Below are 16,803 nucleotides of genomic sequence, written 5' to 3' on the forward strand. Positions count from 1 at the left end.
GGGGGAGTGATCGCATGTTCGGATCGAGCGTCGTGCGCTGGCTGTCATGCCTGGTCCTGGTGTTCAGTGCACCTCTGTTGGCCCGGGGCGTGGAGGATTCGCCGCTGCTGTGGAACACCCCGGCAGACCAGGTCCGTTGCGTCGATTCAGCCTCGGCCCTGTGGGTCGAGTTCGCCAGTGGCCAGGCCTGTATCCGTTACTTCAGTGCTTCGCCGCTCCAGGGAGCGCCGGTGGTGATCGTGATGTTTCACGGTGATCGCACTATCGAAATGCACCGTGCGCCCCAGGCCATTGCCGGCAATACCCTGCGGGCCAAGGACCAGCAGGCGGCGGCCCTGAGCCGGCGTGCCGGCGTACCGGTGGTGATTGTCGCGCGGCCGGGCACCTATGGCTCGAGTGGCAATCATGGGCAGCGCCGCCAGGCCAGCGAGTTCCAGGCATTGGATGCGGCACTCGACCAGTTGCGCCAGCGTCATACCATCGGGCGTTTCGTGCTGCTCGGGCACAGCGGCGGGGCGACGGTGGTGGCCGCTCTGATGACGTTGGGGCGCAAGGATGTCAAATGCGCGGTCATGACCTCAGGGGCGTTCGCCCTGCTCGAGCGCGCGCAGATGATTCGTCGCAGCAAAGGCCTGCCCGCCCGCGATGGGCGCGACACCAATGGCCTGTTGCATCCTTATGATCCCTTGCAGCACATCGATGGCATTGCCCGGGTGCCTGGTCGCCCCTTGATCTTGATAGGTAACCGCAAGGACCAGGTTTCCCCCTTTGTCTTGCAGGAAAGGTTCTACCAAGCGTTGCGCGATGCGGGACTCGAGGCCCGATTGATCGAAGCGCCGGCTTTCGGCCCGGCGTTTCATCAACTGCGCGACGATATCGGGCTGAAGACTGCGGCCCAGTGCGCCCAGCCTTGAAACCAGGACCCACTCCTGCGAGTCCTTGTTTCAAGCTTCAAGGCGTGCCGTCAGAGCGCCGCGACACGTTGTTGGGCGTGGGTGAGTGAGTCGACCAATTGCGAGAGGCCGGTGCCGCCAGAGCTCTTCACCAGCACCCAATCGCCCTTGTGGAACCAGCGTTCGGCATGCTCGGGCAGTTTGTCCAGCAGGGCGTTGACGTCCTCGAACCACTCGATGCTCAAGCGGTCGCGTACCTGCACATAGAGCGCATGCATCAGCGGCCCACAGAGCAGGGTATGCCGTGGCGCTGCCGCCAGCAGGTGTTCGGCCAGGTCCAGGTGATAGCGTTGGCTCTCTGGCCCCAGCTCGAGCATGTCCCCCAGGACCGCAACGCGCTGATTGGCCCGGCCAGGCAGTTCCGCGAGCATTCTCAACGAGGCCCCCATCGATCCCGGGTTGGCGTTGTAGGCATCGTTGATCAACTGGTAGTCGCCGTCCCCGCAGGGGATGGTCAATGTGTTTCCGCGCCCGTCGACCGCCTCGAATGTCTCCAGGGCAGCTTGTGCCTGCTCGATGGGCAAGCCAGCGGCAATCAGCGAAGCCAGCACCGCCAGGGCATTGAGCACCATGTGCCTGCCGCGGGTACGCAGCGTGAAGCGCAATGGCGTACCTCGAAGGCTGGCATTGACCAGCAGGTGAGACGCTGTCGCGTGGCAGTCGATCACCCGTAGGTCGGCGTGGGTATGCTCGCCGTAGCTGAGCTCGCTCAATTGCGCTCGCTTGGCGGCGTCAGCGAACACTTGGTAGTGCGGCATGTCGCGGTTGAGCACCGCATGGCCACCGGGCGCCATGGACCTGAAGATGGCGCTTTTCTTGAGGGCGAGGTTGGCCAGGGTGCCGTGGTATTCCAGGTGCGCCGGCGCCAGGCTGGTGACGACGGCGATGTGGGGGCGAACCAGGTCGGAGTTGATGGGCATCCTGCCAACAGCCATTTCCAGGACCCAGAAGCGTGCCGGGTCGGTCATGCAGGCCAGGTTCCAGGCGATCCCGTGGGGCAGGTTGGCGTTGCCTTCGGTCTGCGCCACCGTGTCGAGCTGTTGCAGGGCATGGGTGAGCATGGCCACCACGGTGGTTTTGCCGGCGCTGCCGGTTACCCCGAATACCTGGCCGCCGAAGGTCCGCCGGGCGTAGCGCCCCAGGTGCAGCATGGCATCGGCGGTGTCGGGGACTTGCAGCACCGGCAGGCCGGCGTCGAGGTAGGGCGTGGGGTCGACGCAGACAAAGGCCGACGGGCGCAGGTGGGGGGCGGCCTTGGCCCACAGGCGCGCCAAACGGGTCTCATTGACACCCACCTTGCCCGGATGCCTGACCAACATGCGTTGCGGTTTGAAGTACGACATGGACGGGGCCAGCCCGCTGGCTTGCCAATCCGCCGCAGGCGCTACCACCCAAGTGCCGCCGGTGGCTTGCACGACATTTGCCGCATCCCAGTGCCAGCCGCCGGTGCCATGCTGCTTCTGCGCCAGGGCGCAGTGGACCTGCGGTGCGCCATCGAGCAGGTAGCGGTGATAGGCAATGAGCCCGGAGAGATAGTGTTCGACATCGTCGATACGCACGCGAAAGGCATGGTGGCGAATGAAGAACGAGCCGACGATGCGTGCCGGATTACCAAAGAACATCGCTATTTCCGGCCAGAAGTAACCGTTCAGCAAATGCCCGGCGCGGTGGTGCAAGGCTCGGTAGAAGGCTTGCAGGTCGACCTCCTCGAGCAGGTGACGCAGTGCAGGCAACTGCTCGAGGCGTTGTAGCATCTGCTGTGCCGCCATCATCAGTTCCAGCAGGGTCGGGAAGGTAGTGATGCGCTGCTGCACGAAGCCCAGGTAATCGATGAAGTTGTTCAGGCCGAAGCGGAAGTATTTTTCCTCTGGCCGGTAATGGGTCAGCTCGTTGACGCAGTAGCTCAACCAGTGGTCGTGCGCGCGCCAGTGTTCCTTGGCGATGAAATGATCGAAGGCCTTTTCGACGACCTGCAGCCAACGCTTGTCGCCTGTCAGGCCGTAGAGGCGCATCAGCCCGAATGCTGCTTCACCGTCGTAGTAGATGATCCGGAAGGGCTCTTTGACACTCAGGTCCCTGGCATGCAGAACGTGGTCGAAGCTGCCGGTCTGCGGGTCTTGCATCCAGGCAATGCCATTGGCCAGCGCTTCGAGCAACGGCTGGTAGTCGCGGTTGCCGGTGACTTCGCTGTATTTCACCAGGGCCAGCAGGCAGACCGCATTGCCCCCCAGCTTGATTTCGTCGCCGGTGTCCACCAGGAAAGCGGCGGCGCTGCCATCGGGCAGGGTGTAGGGTTTGATCAGCGTCTGCGTGAGGTGATCGAGGGCACGGCCTATCGATGCCCCGAGGGTGTCATCCTGGGTCAGCGCCCAGGCTTCGACCATGGAATAGGCCGTGCTGGCGTGACGTAGGGTGTTGTAGTTCTGGATCGTACGGTCAAAGCAGGGGAAATAGCCGTAGACGAACTGTCCGCTGTCCTTGACCTGGCGCGAGAGAAAGCCTGCAGCCGTCACGATGCTTTCCCGCACCTGGCCGGCGTCCAGCATGCCCGTCTTGCGTCGTCCGACATCGGGCCCATTGCTGTTGAGGGCATGGGCAATACCGTCTTCGGCACAAAAAACACCTTGGGTCTGGAACAGGTAGACGGGGGCTTCGGGGTGGGCTTGTGCGTATCGGGCTGCCGCCAGCGCTGGCGAACCGGCAAAGCGTTTTTTCACGTAGACCGAAAAATTGCCCAGGTTGAAGCTGGCACAAGGAATGCTGGAGCCGCCGTACAGGATGGCGTTGGCGTTGATTTCCTGTTCGGTGAGGGCGATCTCCAGTCCTTGGTCGAAGGCGATACCATAGCGGAAGTAGTTGCGCTTGTGGCGCTTGAGGCGCTCCTGCAATTGCGCCCATGTCAGCGTGGTGAGGTTGACTGCACGCTCGACCCGGAGCCACAGCGGCCCGGAGGGCTGACCCTGCCCGGGCGAGGCCTGCAGCGCCGGAAACTTTGATAGTGCTTGGCTCCAGGCGGTCTCGAAACTGTCCGCGGTGACGTGGAACACCTTGGCGCGCTGGCTACTGTCGCTGAGGGAGAAGAACAGCGTACAGGCCGGCGGGGCATCGGCAATGAGCGCTGCTGTCTGGCGTTTTAAAAAATCGTAACACGCTGTTAGTTGCTGTTTCAAAGACATAAGAAAATCCATTGTCAATGTCGGATGAAGACAGGTTGTTTGTTATGTGAACATTATCTCGTTCGGTATTCGAACACGCCTTTGAACATTAAGGCCTTCCTGCGTCCAAGCAAGGTCTGGCGTTGCAAAGTGTGAGTGTGAGCTTCGTCACATAAAAGACCGGCATGCACTTATACATGAATAAGCACGTTGAGCAGTCTTGTTGAGTCTTGAAATGGAACTTCCGTTCTAGTTGAGCGGAAGCGAATCATCTTGGGCTCTTTCCTTGGGGGGAAAGCCGCTGGGTTGCTCATGCTCGTTCAGGTGATTCTTTATGAGCTTCCTGAGGATCTGCGATACGGTGAGGTCGACGGTCGCAGAAAGATCCTCTAGTTTTTTCTTGGTTGGCAGATCGATCAAGATCGTGAGGCGAACGGTCTTTTTGTGCATGTGCGGTTCCTTTCTCTTCCGCAGCAGATACTCATGCTGCGGTCGGTTCTCCAGTGCCTGATGAATATGAGGCTTGACATGGAACTTCCGAGGCTCCGTGGGGACTATAATTCAACCGTGACAGATTTTCTACATGACTTAAAGCGCGTGTAGGCAATCATGTGTTGAATCGGTGTGCCCATATGAGTGCCTTGTCCAACCGCACTCATGCCGCCGCGAGTGAATGTCCACAAGTTTCGAAGACATTCGTTCTGTTGGCGAACGGTCTCGTCGAATGGTCAATGAACCTTTGTATACTGCACGCCTTGTTGCAGGAGTAATCATGAGTTCGTTGCCCATCGATGCCGCCTTGCCGGCCCTTTTGAAAGCCCTCGGGGAACGTCACGAGGTCGTGCTCCAGGCGCCGCCAGGGGCCGGTAAAACCACTCGCGTTCCGCTGGCGCTCCTTGACGAACCTTGGCTCAAGGCGCAGACCATCATCATGCTCGAACCCCGGCGTCTGGCTGCACGCGCCGCAGCCGAGCGGATGGCGGCTGAACTCGGCGAGCGTGTAGGGGAGACGGTGGGTTACCGTATCCGCCTTGAAAGCAAGGTAGGCCCGAAGACACGCATCGAAGTCGTGACCGAAGGGATCCTGGCAAGGAGGCTGCAAGACGACCCCTCGCTGGATGGTGTGGGCCTGGTCATCTTCGACGAATTCCACCTTCGCAACCTGGACGCGGACCTGGCCTTGGCGCTCACGCTCAATGGGCGCGAACTCTTTCGCGATGATGTCCCGCTGAAGGTCCTGTTGATGTCGGCAACGCTGGACGGGGAGCGGCTTTCCCGACTGCTCGACGATGCCCCCATCGTGACCAGCGAAGGCCGGATGTACCCGGTCACGACGGTCTGGAGCAAACCACAGCAGCCGGGTGATTACATCGAGCCCCGGGTCATCGCCGCGTGCCTCGATGCACTTGAAGAGCAGACCGGCAGCATGCTTGTCTTTCTGCCCGGCCAGGCAGAGATCCGTAGGGTCCTCACTGGCCTGCAAGACAGCCTCGATGACCCTCAAGACATCCTGCTCTGCCCACTGCATGGTGAACTTGATCTCGACCAGCAGCGAGCGGCAATCGACCCAGCCCCTGCTGGAAAACGCAAAGTGGTGCTCGCCACGAACATCGCGGAAACCAGCATCACCATCGACGGCGTGCGCGTGGTGATCGACGCAGGCCTTGAGCGTGTGCCCCGGTTCGATCCACGAAGTGGCATGACCAGGCTCGACACACAGCGTATTTCCAAGGCGAGTGCCACGCAGCGGGCGGGGCGGGCAGGGCGGCTCGAGCCGGGGGTTTGCTATCGCTTGTGGTCCGAAGCCCAGCACGAGCAACTGGCGGGCTTTGGTTCGCCGGAGATTCAACAGGCCGACCTGGCGGGATTGGCCCTGCAGCTCGCGCGGTGGGGCGTTGAGCCGGACGAGCTCAAGTGGCTCGATGCTCCCCCGGCTGCGGCCTTTGCCCAGGCATGCGATCTATTGCGCCGGCTCCGGGCCCTGCAACCGGATGGACAATTGACCCGGCATGGCCAGGCGATGGCCGAGATGCCCGCTCATCCGCGTCTGGCCCACCTGCTATTGCGTGGTCATGAGCTGGGTTTGACGAATCTGGCATGCGATATCGCGGCCTTGCTGAGCGAGCGGGATATCCAGCGCGGCGGCGGGGCCGACCTGCACGCTCGGTTGGCTGTCTTGTCTGGAGAGCAACGCGCCCAGCGCGGCGGGCAGGGGAGCGCCCAGCGAGCGAAGCAGTTGGCCAGGCAATACCGTTCGTTCTTGCGTGGGCCCACGGCTGACCGCGTGCCGGACCCTGCAAACCCGAAGTGGGTGGGCTGCCTGCTAGCGCTTGCCTACCCTGATCGCATTGCACGACAGCGGCGCGCCGGTGGCGCGGAGTACCGCCTTACCAATGGCCGGGCTGCGTTGTTCTCAGAGAGCGATGCGCTGATGAAACACCCCTGGTTGGTGATCGCTGATCTGGGGAGCCGCCAGGGGCAACGGGACGAGCGTATCTATCTCGCGGCGGATCTGGATGAAACGCTGTTCGACTCGGTCCTGAAAGAGCAGGTCAGCCAGGTGGACGCGCTGGATTGGGACGAGCGGGAAGGCGTGCTGCGGGCGGAGCGACAGCTCAAGGTCGGGGAACTGGTGCTTTCTTGCGCGCCGCTGGCCAACCTGGATGACGAAGCCCGTGTCCAGGCATTGATCGACTATATCCGGCGCAAGGGCCTCGAGCTGTTGCCCTGGACGCCCGAGCTGCGCCAGTGGCAGGCACGTGTGGCACTGCTGCGTGACCTGGATCTGGAGAGCGGGGGGGCGAGTGAATGGCCGGATTTGCGTGATCAGGCGCTTCTGGCGTCCCTACGTGAGTGGCTTGGGCCCTACATTGGAAAGGTCACCCGGCTCAGCCACTTTGGCCAGCTCGACCTGGCATCGATTCTGCGCAACCTGTTGCCCTGGCCATTGCCGCAGCAACTCGATGTGCAAGCACCCCAGACGATCTCGGTGCCCTCGGGGTCGAATATTCGTATCGACTACAGCGAGCGTCCCCCCGTATTGGCGGTAAGGCTCCAGGAGTTGTTCGGCCTGGCGGACACACCGCGCATCGCCAATGGGCGGCAGGTGCTCAAGCTGCATTTGCTGTCGCCAGCGCGGCGCCCCGTGCAGGTCACCCAGGACCTGGAGAACTTCTGGAAATCGACCTATGCCGAGGTCAAGAAAGACCTGAAAGGCCGATACCCCAAGCACTACTGGCCGGATGACCCGCTGGTAGCTGAGGCCACGGCACGGGCCAAGCCCAGGGGGACCTGAGCTCCTGTCGCCGGGGTGCTTGCGTTGGTGCAAGCCCCCGGCGCTACCGATCAGTCCACGCGCTCGATCAGGAACTCGTGGACCTCACCTTCCTGGACATTCAGCAGGTAGTAGGTCCCCGGCTCATGGTGCGGGGTATCCATGATGGCCTTGACCTGCTGGCCCTGGTGGTCCCGCCAGCGGCAATGCAAGCCTTGTTCGGTCCAGTTCAGGGTTTCCAGCTTCCAGAAGTCGGTGACCTCGGCATGCTTGTACAGCCCCAGGTAGCCATTGAGGCTGATGCCCAGTTTCTTGTCCGCGTGGCGGCCGGTGCCGCGGATACTGAAGTGATGGCGGTTCTCGGTTTGCGACAGGAAGGTGAAATGAAAGACCGGGGAGTCGGCCTGTCCGCCTGCTTGCAGCCAATCATCCTGCGGGGCGAATCCCCAGCTGAACTTGTCGGTGCTACGGCTGAGCCGCAGCGGCACCCGTCGGTTATCGACCAGCATGTAGATCTTGCCGCGAAATGCTTCGATCGTCTCGGCGACGAGCACTGGTTCATGAGCGTCTGTCATGGGAGTCTCCTTGTCCATTCGATGGCAGCACCGTGCTGCACCGTCGGCGATTCTGGCGGCCGACGGGGATCGATGGCGCAAGGAAGGTTTGCTTCGAGAGTCGTTTCAGTCGCGGCGATGGGGCGGTAGCTGCAGCCGAGCCACGAGCGGCAGGTGGTCGGAGATCTGCAGGGTGTCCTGCTGCAGCACCTGGGCCTGGAGCCGCTGCAACCTGGGGCTGTGCAGCAGGTAGTCGAGAGTGCGGTCGGGCCCGCTGGCGGCCGGGTCGTTGGGGTAGTGCGTGAGCCAGGCGCTGCGATCGGCCCCGCTGGCCTCGGCGTTGCTGGGAATCATCGGGTACTTGTCCCAGAGCAGGTGCAGGTCGCTGTCGGCGGGGTAGTTGCCGCGTTGTGCCGGTGGCAGGCGACGGTACTGGCCCAGGGGCAGGAGATTGAAGTCGCCACCGATCAGCCAGGGCGTGCCCTGGCCTTCCAGGCGGTCGAGGACCTTGGCCAGGTGCGCCACCTGGCGCTGCTGCAGGTCGCTGCCGGGCCGGTAGGGTGAGAGCTGGGTGTTGAGCACCGCCAGGCGGCCACCACCCTGCACCGGCAGGTAGCTGACCAGCAGGGCCGGTTGCGGTTCCAGCAGGCGGTTCAAGGCATTGCTGGCGGCGGAGGGTAGTTGCAGGCGCTCGGCCTTGGCGATCGGGTAGCGGCTAAGGGTGGCCAGGGTGCGGCCAACGTTGCTGGCAATGTGCCAGTCGGGCACGAAGTCGGCCTTCCAGTCGTAGGCCTGGACCGCGCAGGGGTAGAGACCGGCGAGGCGCTCGCGCAACAGGGCCAGCTGGTCCTGGTAACCGGTGGCCTTGGCGCCTTTGTCCAGCTCCTGGAGCAGGACGATGTCAGGCTGTTCGGCGCGGATCACCCGGCTCACTTCGTCGAGGTTGAAGGCCAGGTCCTCGGCACTCGGGCGGGTGTCGCTACCGCGGCCCTGGTCGTACCAGAACACGTAGCGCTTGCCGGCCAGGTACTGCACGTTCCAGGTCATCACCTTGAGCGCCTGCCCAGGTAGCAGCGGCGGGCTGGCGCCGTGGCAGGCAACCGCCACGGGTTCGCGGGGGGAGGGCTGCCAGCCCAGGTGATCGGCAAGCAGCCAGAGCACGGCCAGCAACAGGAGCAGGGACAGCAGGGCGTTGCGCAGTAGACGGATCATCGGCTCGGCTTGTCGGTGCAGGTGGCGCCAGCATAACCGAGCCGTTCGTCGGTGAGCCAGTTCAGGCGCTGGCTTCGCTCTCCAGCAGCATGAACAGGCGGTACAGCACCACACCGCTGAACAGTTGCAGGAAGCCGCTCAGGCTGTCCAGGGCCAGTTGCAGGCCCGGCTGGGGCTCGGGGAACACTGTCAGCAGCAGCCCGTCGAGCAGCCACAGCGGCGCCAGCACGGCGAGCACGCAGGCCAGGATGCGCATGAAGTGCCCGGTGGTCATCCTGGCGCTCTCGCGCATGGCCTGCACCACCGGCAGCCCGCGCAGCACCAGCAGGTACTCGGCGAACACCAGGTTGATCATGATCCACACCCCCGGGAAGATGAACAGCGCCAGGCCCGCCATGATCAGCAGCGAGCTGATCAGGATCAGCAGCGCCAGCGCAGGCCACAGTTGTACGGCGCGGGCGAACAGGTTGCGCTTGGCGATGTCCTGGCCGTTGCTGCGGGTGTCGAGGTAGAGGATCAGGGCCGCGCTGTAAAGCGGGTAGAACAGCAGGCTCACCAGCATGCCGTAGGCGGGCGAGCCCTGGTCGCCCAGCTGGCGGTCGAGCAGTTGGGTGCACAGGGCTTCGAGCATCACCAGCGGCAGGCAGAGCTGGAGGATGCTCGCCAGATGGCGGCGGAAAAAATACAGGGAATCGCGCAGGACGCTCAGCGGGTTCATCGGTCAGGATCGCATGGCAGAAAAAGCAGGGCGTCACTTTAGCCCACAGCCTTTGCTGAAAAAAGTTTCACGGCCTCGATGATTGAATCGCGTGGCTGTGCACCCCATCTTTGACGCGACCACACAGGCCACTGACGTATGAGGTAGCCCATGAACACTGAAGAACGAACCCTGATCGACGGCCTGTTCGGCCGCATCAAGCAAGCCGAGGCTGCAAGCCAGCCGCGTGACGCCCAGGCGCAGGCGTGCATCGAGGAGCACCTGCGCCAGCAGCCGGCGGCGCCGTACTACATGGCCCAGGCGATCCTGGTCCAGGAGGCCGCGATCGAGCGTCTGGACGAGCGGAACAAGCAGCTCGAGGCCGAGCTGAAGCAGGCCAAGGCCCAGCTCGAGGCTACCCGTGGCAGCAATGCCGGTGGCGGTTTCCTGTCGAGCATCTTTGGCGCAGGGGCCCGCAGCCCGGCTCCGCAGCCGCAGCGCCCGGCGGCCTCCGGTGGTGGCTGGCGTGAGCCGAGCGCGCCGGGCTTCAACCGGCCGGGAGCGTCGGCCTTCAATGCCGCCCCCGCCCGCAGCGGCGCCGGCAGCTTCCTCGGCGGTGCCATGCAGACCGCTGCCGGCGTGGCGGGCGGCGTATTGCTGGCGCAGGGCATCAGCAGCCTGTTCAACCATCACGCGCAGCCCGAGGAAGTGGTCGAGGTCATCAAGGAAGAACCGGCGCCGGCCAGCGACAGCGGCGGCTGGAACGACCAGGAGGTCCAGCGCCAGGTCGCCGACAACGGTGACCCGGGCTATGACCAGGGCGGCTTCATGGACAGCGACTATGGCAGCGACGGTGGCGGGTTCTTCTCCGACGACGACACGTTCGTCTGAGGGCTCTGGCATACTGCTGGCCTTCAAGGGGGCCGTGCGCCCCCATCACGACGCAAGGCCGCCGTCACAGGCCTGACCTGCCAGAGGGTTCATGGTGAAGAAAATCGCATTGTTCGCCGATGTGCAGAACCTCTACTACACCGTGCGCCAGGCCCACGGCTGCCATTTCGACTATGCCGCGCTGTGGGCCGATGTCAGTCGCCAGGGCCAGATCGTCGAGGCGGTGGCCTATGCGATCGACCGTGGCGACAGCAAGCAGCAACAGTTCCAGCAGATCCTGCGCAACCTTGGTTTCGAGGTGCGTCTAAAACCGTTCATCCAGCGTAGCGACGGTTCGGCCAAGGGTGACTGGGACGTGGGCATCACGCTCGACGTGATCGATGCCGCCGCCCGGGTCGACCAGGTGGTACTGGCCTCTGGCGATGGCGACTTCGACCTGCTGCTGGAGCGGGTGATCCAGCGCCATGGCACCGAGGCCGTGGTCTATGGCGTGCCGGGGCTCACCGCGCTATCGCTGATCCGTGCTGCCAGTCGCTATGTGCCGATCGAAGGGCAGTTGTTGTTGCGGCATTGATCCCGCCCATTCGCGCATAGACTGGAACGGTCAACCACGCAACTCAGGCCTTCCTGCCATTGCTTTCCAGGTGATCGAGCGGCACGCGCCGTTCCACCGCGCTGGAGAGGATGATCGAGGTCTTGCTGAAGCCCAACTGCGAGACCTGGTTGATCAGCGCCTCCAGCTCATTCATCGAGGCGACTGCCGCCTGCATGATCACGCAAGGATCCCCCGTGACCCGGTGGCATTCGGTGAGCTGGGGAATGCGCGTCAGGGCTTCGTAGGCCTGCTGGTTGCCGTGGCTGGCCAGGCGCAGCTCGATCACGCACTGGATCGGCAAACCGATCTTCTCCAGGTCGACCTTGGCCGAATAACCGGTGATCACACCGCTGGCCTCCAGCTTGGCCACCCGTTCGGCCACCGCCGGGGCGGATAGATTCACCTGGCGCGCCAGTTGCGCGTAGGTGGCCCGGCCGTTTTCCAGCAGGGCGGCGAGGAGCATGCGATCGTACTTGTCCATGGCACTTCCAGTGGTCACTTTGTAATCGACGGAAAAGTGGTCTTACAACCATGCTTTGCAAAGTGTACGGCTGATTTAAACCTGTTTTGTAACTTAAGTTTGCGCAGGGGCCTTTCTAAACTAAGTCACCCGTAAACGGATTTCGAGTTCTTTCCCATGCCTGCCTCCCGTCGCTTCCCGCTGCTGCTCATCGGTGCCTTCCTGGCTTTGTACCTGGTCTGGGGCTCGACCTACCTGTTCATCAAGATCGGTGTCGAGTCCTGGCCGCCGATGCTGATGGCAGGTGTGCGCTTCATCATCGCCGGCAGCCTGCTCTACGGCTTCCTGCGCTGGCGCGGGGTGCCCGCGCCGACCTGGGCGCAATGGCGCGCGGCGGGGGCGATCGGTTTCCTGTTGCTCAGTTGCGGCAATGGTGGCGTGACCCTGGCCGAACATGCCGGGGTCGCTTCGGGCGTGGCCGCGTTGGCGGTGGCCACGGTGCCGCTGTTCACCTTGTTGTTCGGCCTGCTGTTCGGCCAGCGCAACTCGCGCCTGGAGTGGGCGGGGATCTTCCTTGGCCTGGCCGGCATTGGCTTGCTCAACCTTGGGTCCAACCTGCAAGCCAGCCCCATGGGCGCGGCGCTGATCCTGTTCGCCGCGGCGTCCTGGGCCTTCGGTTCGGTATGGAGCAAGACCCTGCCGCTGCCCCAGGGGGCCATGGCCAGTGCCGCCGAGATGCTGGTAGGCGGCGCTGCGCTGTTGATCGGCAGTGCCGTCAGCGGCGAGCGCCTGACCCAGATGCCCACTGCCGCAGGTTGGGGTGCGCTGGCCTACCTGGTGTTCTTCGGCTCGATCCTGGCCTTCAGCTCCTACATGTACCTGCTCAAGCACGTACGCCCGGCGGCGGCCACCAGCTATGCCTACGTCAACCCGGCGGTGGCGGTGCTACTGGGGATCGTCTTCGCCGGCGAGCGCATCGGCGCCGAGGAGTGCGTGGCGATGGCGGTGATCATCGGGGCGGTGGTGCTGATCGGGTTGCCGCAATGGCGCAAGGTGCCCGAGACGCCCGCGCCGCTGAAGGGCGAAATGTGCAAGTAGGGCGGGGCGTTGCGGTAAACTGCCGGCTTCGCTGAACCCCCTGACGGTATTGCCATGAATTTCGCCAAACTCGGCCTGATCGAACCCTTGCTGCGCACCCTGCAGCACCTGGACTACAACACCCCGACTCCCGTCCAGGCCCAGGCCATCCCCGCCGTGCTGGCCGGCCGCGACCTGATGGCCGCGGCCCAGACCGGCACCGGCAAGACCGCCGGTTTCGCCCTGCCGGTGCTGCAGCGCCTGGCGCTGGAAGGCGCCAAGGTCGCCAGCAATTCGATCCGTGCCCTGGTGCTGGTGCCGACCCGCGAGTTGGCCGAGCAGGTCCATGCCAATATCCGCCAATACGCCGAGAACCTGCCGCTGAGCACCTACGCGGTATACGGTGGGGTCAGCCTCAATCCACAAATGATGCGCCTGCGCCGTGGTGTCGACCTGCTGGTGGCCACGCCTGGCCGGCTACTCGACCTGTTCCGGCAGAACGCGGTGAAGTTCGGCCAGGTGCAGACCCTGGTTCTCGACGAGGCCGACCGCATGCTCGACCTGGGGTTCGCCGAGGAGCTGCAGGCGGTGTATGCCGCGCTGCCGCGCAAGCGTCAGACGCTGCTGTTCTCCGCCACCTTCTCCGACGAGATCCGCATGCTCGCCGGCCTTGCCTTGAACGACCCGCTGAGCATCGAGGTCAGCCCGCGCAACGCCACGGCCAGCACGGTGAAGCAGTGGCTGGTACCGGTGGACAAGAAGCGCAAGGCCGACCTGTTCTGCCACCTGCTGCGCAAGCAGCGCTGGAAGCAGGCCCTAGTGTTCGCCAAGACGCGCAACGGCGTCGACCAACTGGTGGAGCGCCTGCTCGGCGAGGGGATCAATGCCGACGGTATCCACGGTGATCGCCCACAGGCCACCCGCCAGCGCGCGCTGGACAGCTTCAAGGCCCGCGAGATCCAGGTGCTGGTGGCCACTGATGTCGCGGCCCGTGGCCTGGACATCGACGACCTGCCGCTGGTGGTCAACCTCGACCTGCCGATCGTGGCCGAAGACTACGTGCACCGCATCGGCCGTACCGGCCGGGCGGGCAACAAGGGCGAGGCGATCTCGCTAGTGTGTGCCGACGAGGTGCAGTTGCTGGCGGCCATCGAGACCCTGATCCGCCAGACCCTGCCGCGTCACGAGGAGCCGGATTTCATTCCCGATCACCGGGTACCGCTGACCGATGCCAGCGGCCAGGTGCTGAAGAAACCGAAAAAGCCCAAGAAGCCGAAGGAGAACAGCGCCAAGCGAGGGCTGGGGCGCTGGATGGACAGTGCCGAGCCTGCGTTCTCGGAGCCAGCGGTCAAGCCGGTGCGCAAGGTGCCGAGCTTCAACAGCGGGCCGCGCAAGCGCAAGTCTTGAAATTGCAGGGGCCGCGTTGCGGCCCTTTCGCGACACAAGGCCGCTCCCACAAATGACCTTAGCTGCCGGCCCCTGTGGGAGCGGGCTTGCCCGCGAACACGGGCGAAGCCCGTGCCATACACCGGTGGTGTCAGGGCTGACTCGTTTGTGGGACAAGCCCACGCACGTCCTTAGCTACACCGGGCCAGCCACTGTGCCGCCGCACGTCCTGCCCGCAATCCGCTGGCGAAGCAGGCCGTCAGCAGGTAGCCACCGGTCGGCGCTTCCCAATCCAGCATCTCCCCGGCACAGAACACGCCAGGCAGTCGCTGGATCATCAGCCCTTCATCCAGCGCCTCGAAGCGTACGCCACCGGCGCTGCTGATCGCCTCGTCCAGCGGCCTTGGCCGTACCAGCTCGATCGGCAAGGCCTTGATCGCCCGCGCCAGCGCCTGGGGGTCGGCAAAGGTGGCTGGGCTGGTCAATTCGCGAAGCAGCGCCGCCTTGACGCCGTCGATCCCCAACTGCCCGTGCAGGTGCTTGGCCATGGAACGTGAGCCACGTGGCTTGGCCAGGGCCTGGACGATCTTGTCCACAGGGCGGTCCGGTAGCAGGTCGAGGAGCAGCGTGGCGCGGCCGTCGCGGTTGATGGCCTCGCGGATCGCGGCCGACCAGGCATACACCAGGCTGCCTTCGACCCCTTGCGCGGTCAGGATGAACTCGCCCTTGCGCGGCGCGCTGCCGGGCATGCCCAGGGCGATGTTCTTCAGCGGGGCGCCAGCGAACTTGTCTGTGAGCAGGGCGCTCCAGCTTTGCACTTCGAAGCCGCAGTTGCTTGGCTGCAGTGGCGAGATATCCACACCCCGCTCGGCCAGCAGCGGTAGCCAGGCACCGTCGGAGCCCAGGCGTGCCCAGCTGCCGCCACCCAGGGCGAGTACCACGGCGTCGGCGCGAAGCTGCAGCTCGCCTTGTGGATAAGTGATGCGCAAGGTGCCATCGGCGTTCCAGCCAAGCCAGCGGTGGCGGGTGTGGATAACCACGCCGCTGTCACGCAGGCGCTTGAGCCAGGCGCGCAGCAAGGGCGCGGCCTTCATGTCGCGGGGGAAGACCCGCCCGGAAGTGCCGACGAAGGTCTCGATGCCCAGGCCGTGGATCCACTGGCGCAGGGCCTCGCCGTCGAAGTCGCGCAACAGTGCATCGATCTCGCGATGGCGCCGGGCGTAGCGTGAGACGAAGGCCGGATAGCCTTCGGAATGGGTGATGTTCATGCCGCCGACACCGGCCAGCAGGAACTTGCGCCCCACCGATGGCATGGCGTCGAACACCTCGACCGCCATGCCGGCCCCGGCCAGCGCCTCGGCGGCCATCAGGCCTGCTGGGCCGCCACCGATGACGGCGACGAGGGGAGGGGAAGCGGGGCGTTGGTCGGACATGGTGGGCGGCAGGCTGTGGAAAAGAGCCGGCATTCTACCCCAGCACGGCCCGCGCAGGCACTGTGCAAAAAATGATCAGCGCCTTGCGGATCAGGCAGTTGAAGGGCTCGGGCGGTTTTCCCGCAGGTTATCCACAGGCGGTTCCACAGTCATTGTGAACAACCCAGTACGCGTGCGGCGCTGTGATGGAGAATGCCGTGGCGCTTGGCCAGGGCCTCGCGATCCTTGCTGTAGCCGCCACCGATCACGCCGACCACGGGAATGTCGCGTCCCAGGCACTGGCGCAGCACCTGTTCGTCGCGGGCGGCCAGGCCGGCGTCGGTCAGTTGCAGGTAGCCCAGGGCATCGTCCTTGTGCACGTCGACGCCGGCGTCGTACAGCACCAGGTCTGGCTGGTACAGCGGCAGCAGGTAGTTCAGCGCATCCTCGACCACCTTCAGGTAGGCCGCGTCGCCCATGCCGCGCGGCAGCGGGATGTCCCAGTCGCTCTGGGCCTTGCGTGCCGGGAAGTTCTGCTCGCAGTGCAGGGACACGGTGATCGCCTCCGGGGTGTCGTGGAGGATGCGCGCGGTGCCATCGCCCTGGTGTACGTCGCAATCGAAGATCAGGACCCGGTGCACCCGGCCGGCCTCCAGCATGTAGCGGCTGATTACCGCCAGGTCGTTGAAGATGCAGAAGCCGGCGGGGTGGTCGTGATGGGCATGGTGGGTGCCGCCGGCCAAGTGGCAGGCGATGCCATGCTGCAGAGCCAACTCGGCGCTGAGCAGCGAGCCGCCCACTGCGCGCACCGTGCGCCGGGCCAGGGCCTCGCTCCAGGGCAGGCCGAGGCGGCGTTGGTCCTCGCGGGACAGCTCGCCGCTCAGGTAGCGCTCGATGTAGCTGCGGTCGTGGGCCAGGGCGAGGATGTCGTTGGGGCAGATGTCCGGTCGCAGCAGGGCCTGGTCGGTGGCCAGGCCGCTATCGACCAGGTGATCGCGCAACAGGCGGAACTTGTCCATGGGAAAGCGGTGCTCGGCGGGAAAGGCCGGGCTGTAGTCGTCGTGGTAGATCAGCGGCAACGGCATGGTGGTTTCGGTGGTGTGGGGCCAGCGCTGATCTTGCCAGTTCGAGGCCGGC

General features: G+C 64.5%; 14 protein-coding genes. 6 read left to right on the top strand and 8 right to left on the bottom strand.

Going from position 1 to position 16,803, the window contains the following annotated elements; genetic code table 11:
* Positions 1–14 precede the first annotated feature (14 nt).
* Positions 15–914, top strand: a complete 900-nt coding sequence (locus tag ABFA30_RS03335) for an alpha/beta hydrolase family protein (protein WP_225790710.1) — start codon at positions 15–17, stop codon at positions 912–914.
* Between the two features lie 50 nt (positions 915–964).
* Here ABFA30_RS03335 and ABFA30_RS03340 read toward each other — a convergent pair whose 3' ends face one another.
* Positions 965–4,129, bottom strand: coding sequence for a Mur ligase family protein (locus ABFA30_RS03340; protein WP_410045148.1), 3,165 nt, complete (start codon positions 4,127–4,129; stop codon positions 965–967).
* Positions 4,130–4,357: 228 nt separating this feature from the next.
* Complete coding sequence (locus ABFA30_RS03345; RefSeq protein WP_225790712.1) at positions 4,358–4,558, bottom strand: hypothetical protein; 201 nt, start codon at positions 4,556–4,558, stop codon at positions 4,358–4,360.
* Positions 4,559–4,880: 322 nt separating this feature from the next.
* Here ABFA30_RS03345 and hrpB point away from each other — a divergent pair, with 322 nt between their 5' ends.
* Positions 4,881–7,403, top strand: coding sequence for an ATP-dependent helicase HrpB (gene hrpB, locus ABFA30_RS03350; RefSeq protein ID WP_253091508.1), 2,523 nt, complete (start codon positions 4,881–4,883; stop codon positions 7,401–7,403).
* A gap of 50 nt (positions 7,404–7,453) precedes the next feature.
* Here hrpB and ABFA30_RS03355 read toward each other — a convergent pair whose 3' ends face one another.
* The 3 genes from ABFA30_RS03355 to ABFA30_RS03365 all read right to left on the bottom strand — a co-directional run bounded on the left by ABFA30_RS03355 (position 7,454) and on the right by ABFA30_RS03365 (position 9,866).
* On the bottom strand, positions 7,454–7,957 hold the full coding sequence (locus tag ABFA30_RS03355) for a hypothetical protein (protein WP_253081526.1): 504 nt from the start codon (positions 7,955–7,957) through the stop codon (positions 7,454–7,456).
* 105 nt (positions 7,958–8,062) lie between these two features.
* Entirely contained in the window at positions 8,063–9,148 is a 1,086-nt protein-coding gene (locus tag ABFA30_RS03360; protein WP_253168024.1) for an endonuclease/exonuclease/phosphatase family protein, read from the bottom strand.
* A 61-nt stretch (positions 9,149–9,209) separates the two neighbouring features.
* Positions 9,210–9,866, bottom strand: coding sequence for a YciC family protein (locus tag ABFA30_RS03365; protein WP_225790716.1), 657 nt, complete (start codon positions 9,864–9,866; stop codon positions 9,210–9,212).
* 150 nt (positions 9,867–10,016) lie between these two features.
* Between ABFA30_RS03365 and ABFA30_RS03370 the strand changes: the two genes are divergently transcribed.
* Both ABFA30_RS03370 and ABFA30_RS03375 read left to right on the top strand, forming a co-directional pair.
* Positions 10,017–10,736 (top strand): DUF2076 domain-containing protein, encoded by a 720-nt coding sequence (locus ABFA30_RS03370; protein ID WP_225790717.1) that lies wholly within the window; start codon positions 10,017–10,019, stop codon positions 10,734–10,736.
* Positions 10,737–10,827: 91 nt separating this feature from the next.
* Positions 10,828–11,310, top strand: a complete 483-nt coding sequence (locus tag ABFA30_RS03375) for an NYN domain-containing protein (protein WP_225790718.1) — start codon at positions 10,828–10,830, stop codon at positions 11,308–11,310.
* Between the two features lie 43 nt (positions 11,311–11,353).
* Here ABFA30_RS03375 and ABFA30_RS03380 read toward each other — a convergent pair whose 3' ends face one another.
* On the bottom strand, positions 11,354–11,812 hold the full coding sequence (locus ABFA30_RS03380) for an Lrp/AsnC family transcriptional regulator (protein ID WP_225790719.1): 459 nt from the start codon (positions 11,810–11,812) through the stop codon (positions 11,354–11,356).
* A gap of 156 nt (positions 11,813–11,968) precedes the next feature.
* On the opposite strand from ABFA30_RS03380, the gene yedA reads away from it, so the two are divergent.
* Positions 11,969–12,889, top strand: a complete 921-nt coding sequence (yedA, locus tag ABFA30_RS03385; RefSeq protein ID WP_225790720.1) for a drug/metabolite exporter YedA — start codon at positions 11,969–11,971, stop codon at positions 12,887–12,889.
* Between the two features lie 54 nt (positions 12,890–12,943).
* The gene (locus tag ABFA30_RS03390) at positions 12,944–14,275 is read left to right on the top strand and encodes a DEAD/DEAH box helicase (RefSeq protein WP_225790721.1); all 1,332 of its coding nucleotides are present in this window, start codon (positions 12,944–12,946) and stop codon (positions 14,273–14,275) included.
* A gap of 170 nt (positions 14,276–14,445) precedes the next feature.
* On the opposite strand, the gene ABFA30_RS03395 is transcribed toward ABFA30_RS03390, so the two are convergent.
* On the bottom strand, positions 14,446–15,687 hold the full coding sequence (locus tag ABFA30_RS03395) for a TIGR03862 family flavoprotein (protein ID WP_253081521.1): 1,242 nt from the start codon (positions 15,685–15,687) through the stop codon (positions 14,446–14,448).
* A gap of 149 nt (positions 15,688–15,836) precedes the next feature.
* Positions 15,837–16,751 carry a histone deacetylase gene (locus ABFA30_RS03400; RefSeq protein WP_225790723.1) on the bottom strand — a complete coding sequence of 305 codons (915 nt, stop codon included), beginning with the start codon at positions 16,749–16,751 and terminating at the stop codon, positions 15,837–15,839.
* Positions 16,752–16,803 lie beyond the last annotated feature (52 nt).

It is taken from the genome of Pseudomonas sp. HLMP (genome assembly GCF_046365545.1).
Classification (GTDB): Bacteria; Pseudomonadota; Gammaproteobacteria; order Pseudomonadales; family Pseudomonadaceae; genus Aquipseudomonas; species Aquipseudomonas guariconensis_B.

What these genes read in the sequence shown, in the direction of transcription:
- ABFA30_RS03345 (WP_225790712.1), bottom strand. Translation starts at nt 4,558, where the DNA reads ATGCACAAAAAGACCGTTCGCCTCACGATCTTGATCGATCTGCCAACC.
- ABFA30_RS03395 (WP_253081521.1), bottom strand. Translation starts at nt 15,687, where the DNA reads ATGTCCGACCAACGCCCCGCTTCCCCTCCCCTCGTCGCCGTCATCGGT.
- ABFA30_RS03370 (WP_225790717.1), top strand. Translation starts at nt 10,017, where the DNA reads ATGAACACTGAAGAACGAACCCTGATCGACGGCCTGTTCGGCCGCATC.
- ABFA30_RS03390 (WP_225790721.1), top strand. Translation starts at nt 12,944, where the DNA reads ATGAATTTCGCCAAACTCGGCCTGATCGAACCCTTGCTGCGCACCCTG.
- ABFA30_RS03400 (WP_225790723.1), bottom strand. Translation starts at nt 16,751, where the DNA reads ATGCCGTTGCCGCTGATCTACCACGACGACTACAGCCCGGCCTTTCCC.
- ABFA30_RS03340 (WP_410045148.1), bottom strand. Translation starts at nt 4,129, where the DNA reads ATGTCTTTGAAACAGCAACTAACAGCGTGTTACGATTTTTTAAAACGC.
- ABFA30_RS03375 (WP_225790718.1), top strand. Translation starts at nt 10,828, where the DNA reads ATGGTGAAGAAAATCGCATTGTTCGCCGATGTGCAGAACCTCTACTAC.
- yedA (WP_225790720.1), top strand. Translation starts at nt 11,969, where the DNA reads ATGCCTGCCTCCCGTCGCTTCCCGCTGCTGCTCATCGGTGCCTTCCTG.
- ABFA30_RS03365 (WP_225790716.1), bottom strand. Translation starts at nt 9,866, where the DNA reads ATGAACCCGCTGAGCGTCCTGCGCGATTCCCTGTATTTTTTCCGCCGC.
- ABFA30_RS03355 (WP_253081526.1), bottom strand. Translation starts at nt 7,957, where the DNA reads ATGACAGACGCTCATGAACCAGTGCTCGTCGCCGAGACGATCGAAGCA.
- ABFA30_RS03380 (WP_225790719.1), bottom strand. Translation starts at nt 11,812, where the DNA reads ATGGACAAGTACGATCGCATGCTCCTCGCCGCCCTGCTGGAAAACGGC.
- ABFA30_RS03335 (WP_225790710.1), top strand. Translation starts at nt 15, where the DNA reads ATGTTCGGATCGAGCGTCGTGCGCTGGCTGTCATGCCTGGTCCTGGTG.
- hrpB (WP_253091508.1), top strand. Translation starts at nt 4,881, where the DNA reads ATGAGTTCGTTGCCCATCGATGCCGCCTTGCCGGCCCTTTTGAAAGCC.
- ABFA30_RS03360 (WP_253168024.1), bottom strand. Translation starts at nt 9,148, where the DNA reads ATGATCCGTCTACTGCGCAACGCCCTGCTGTCCCTGCTCCTGTTGCTG.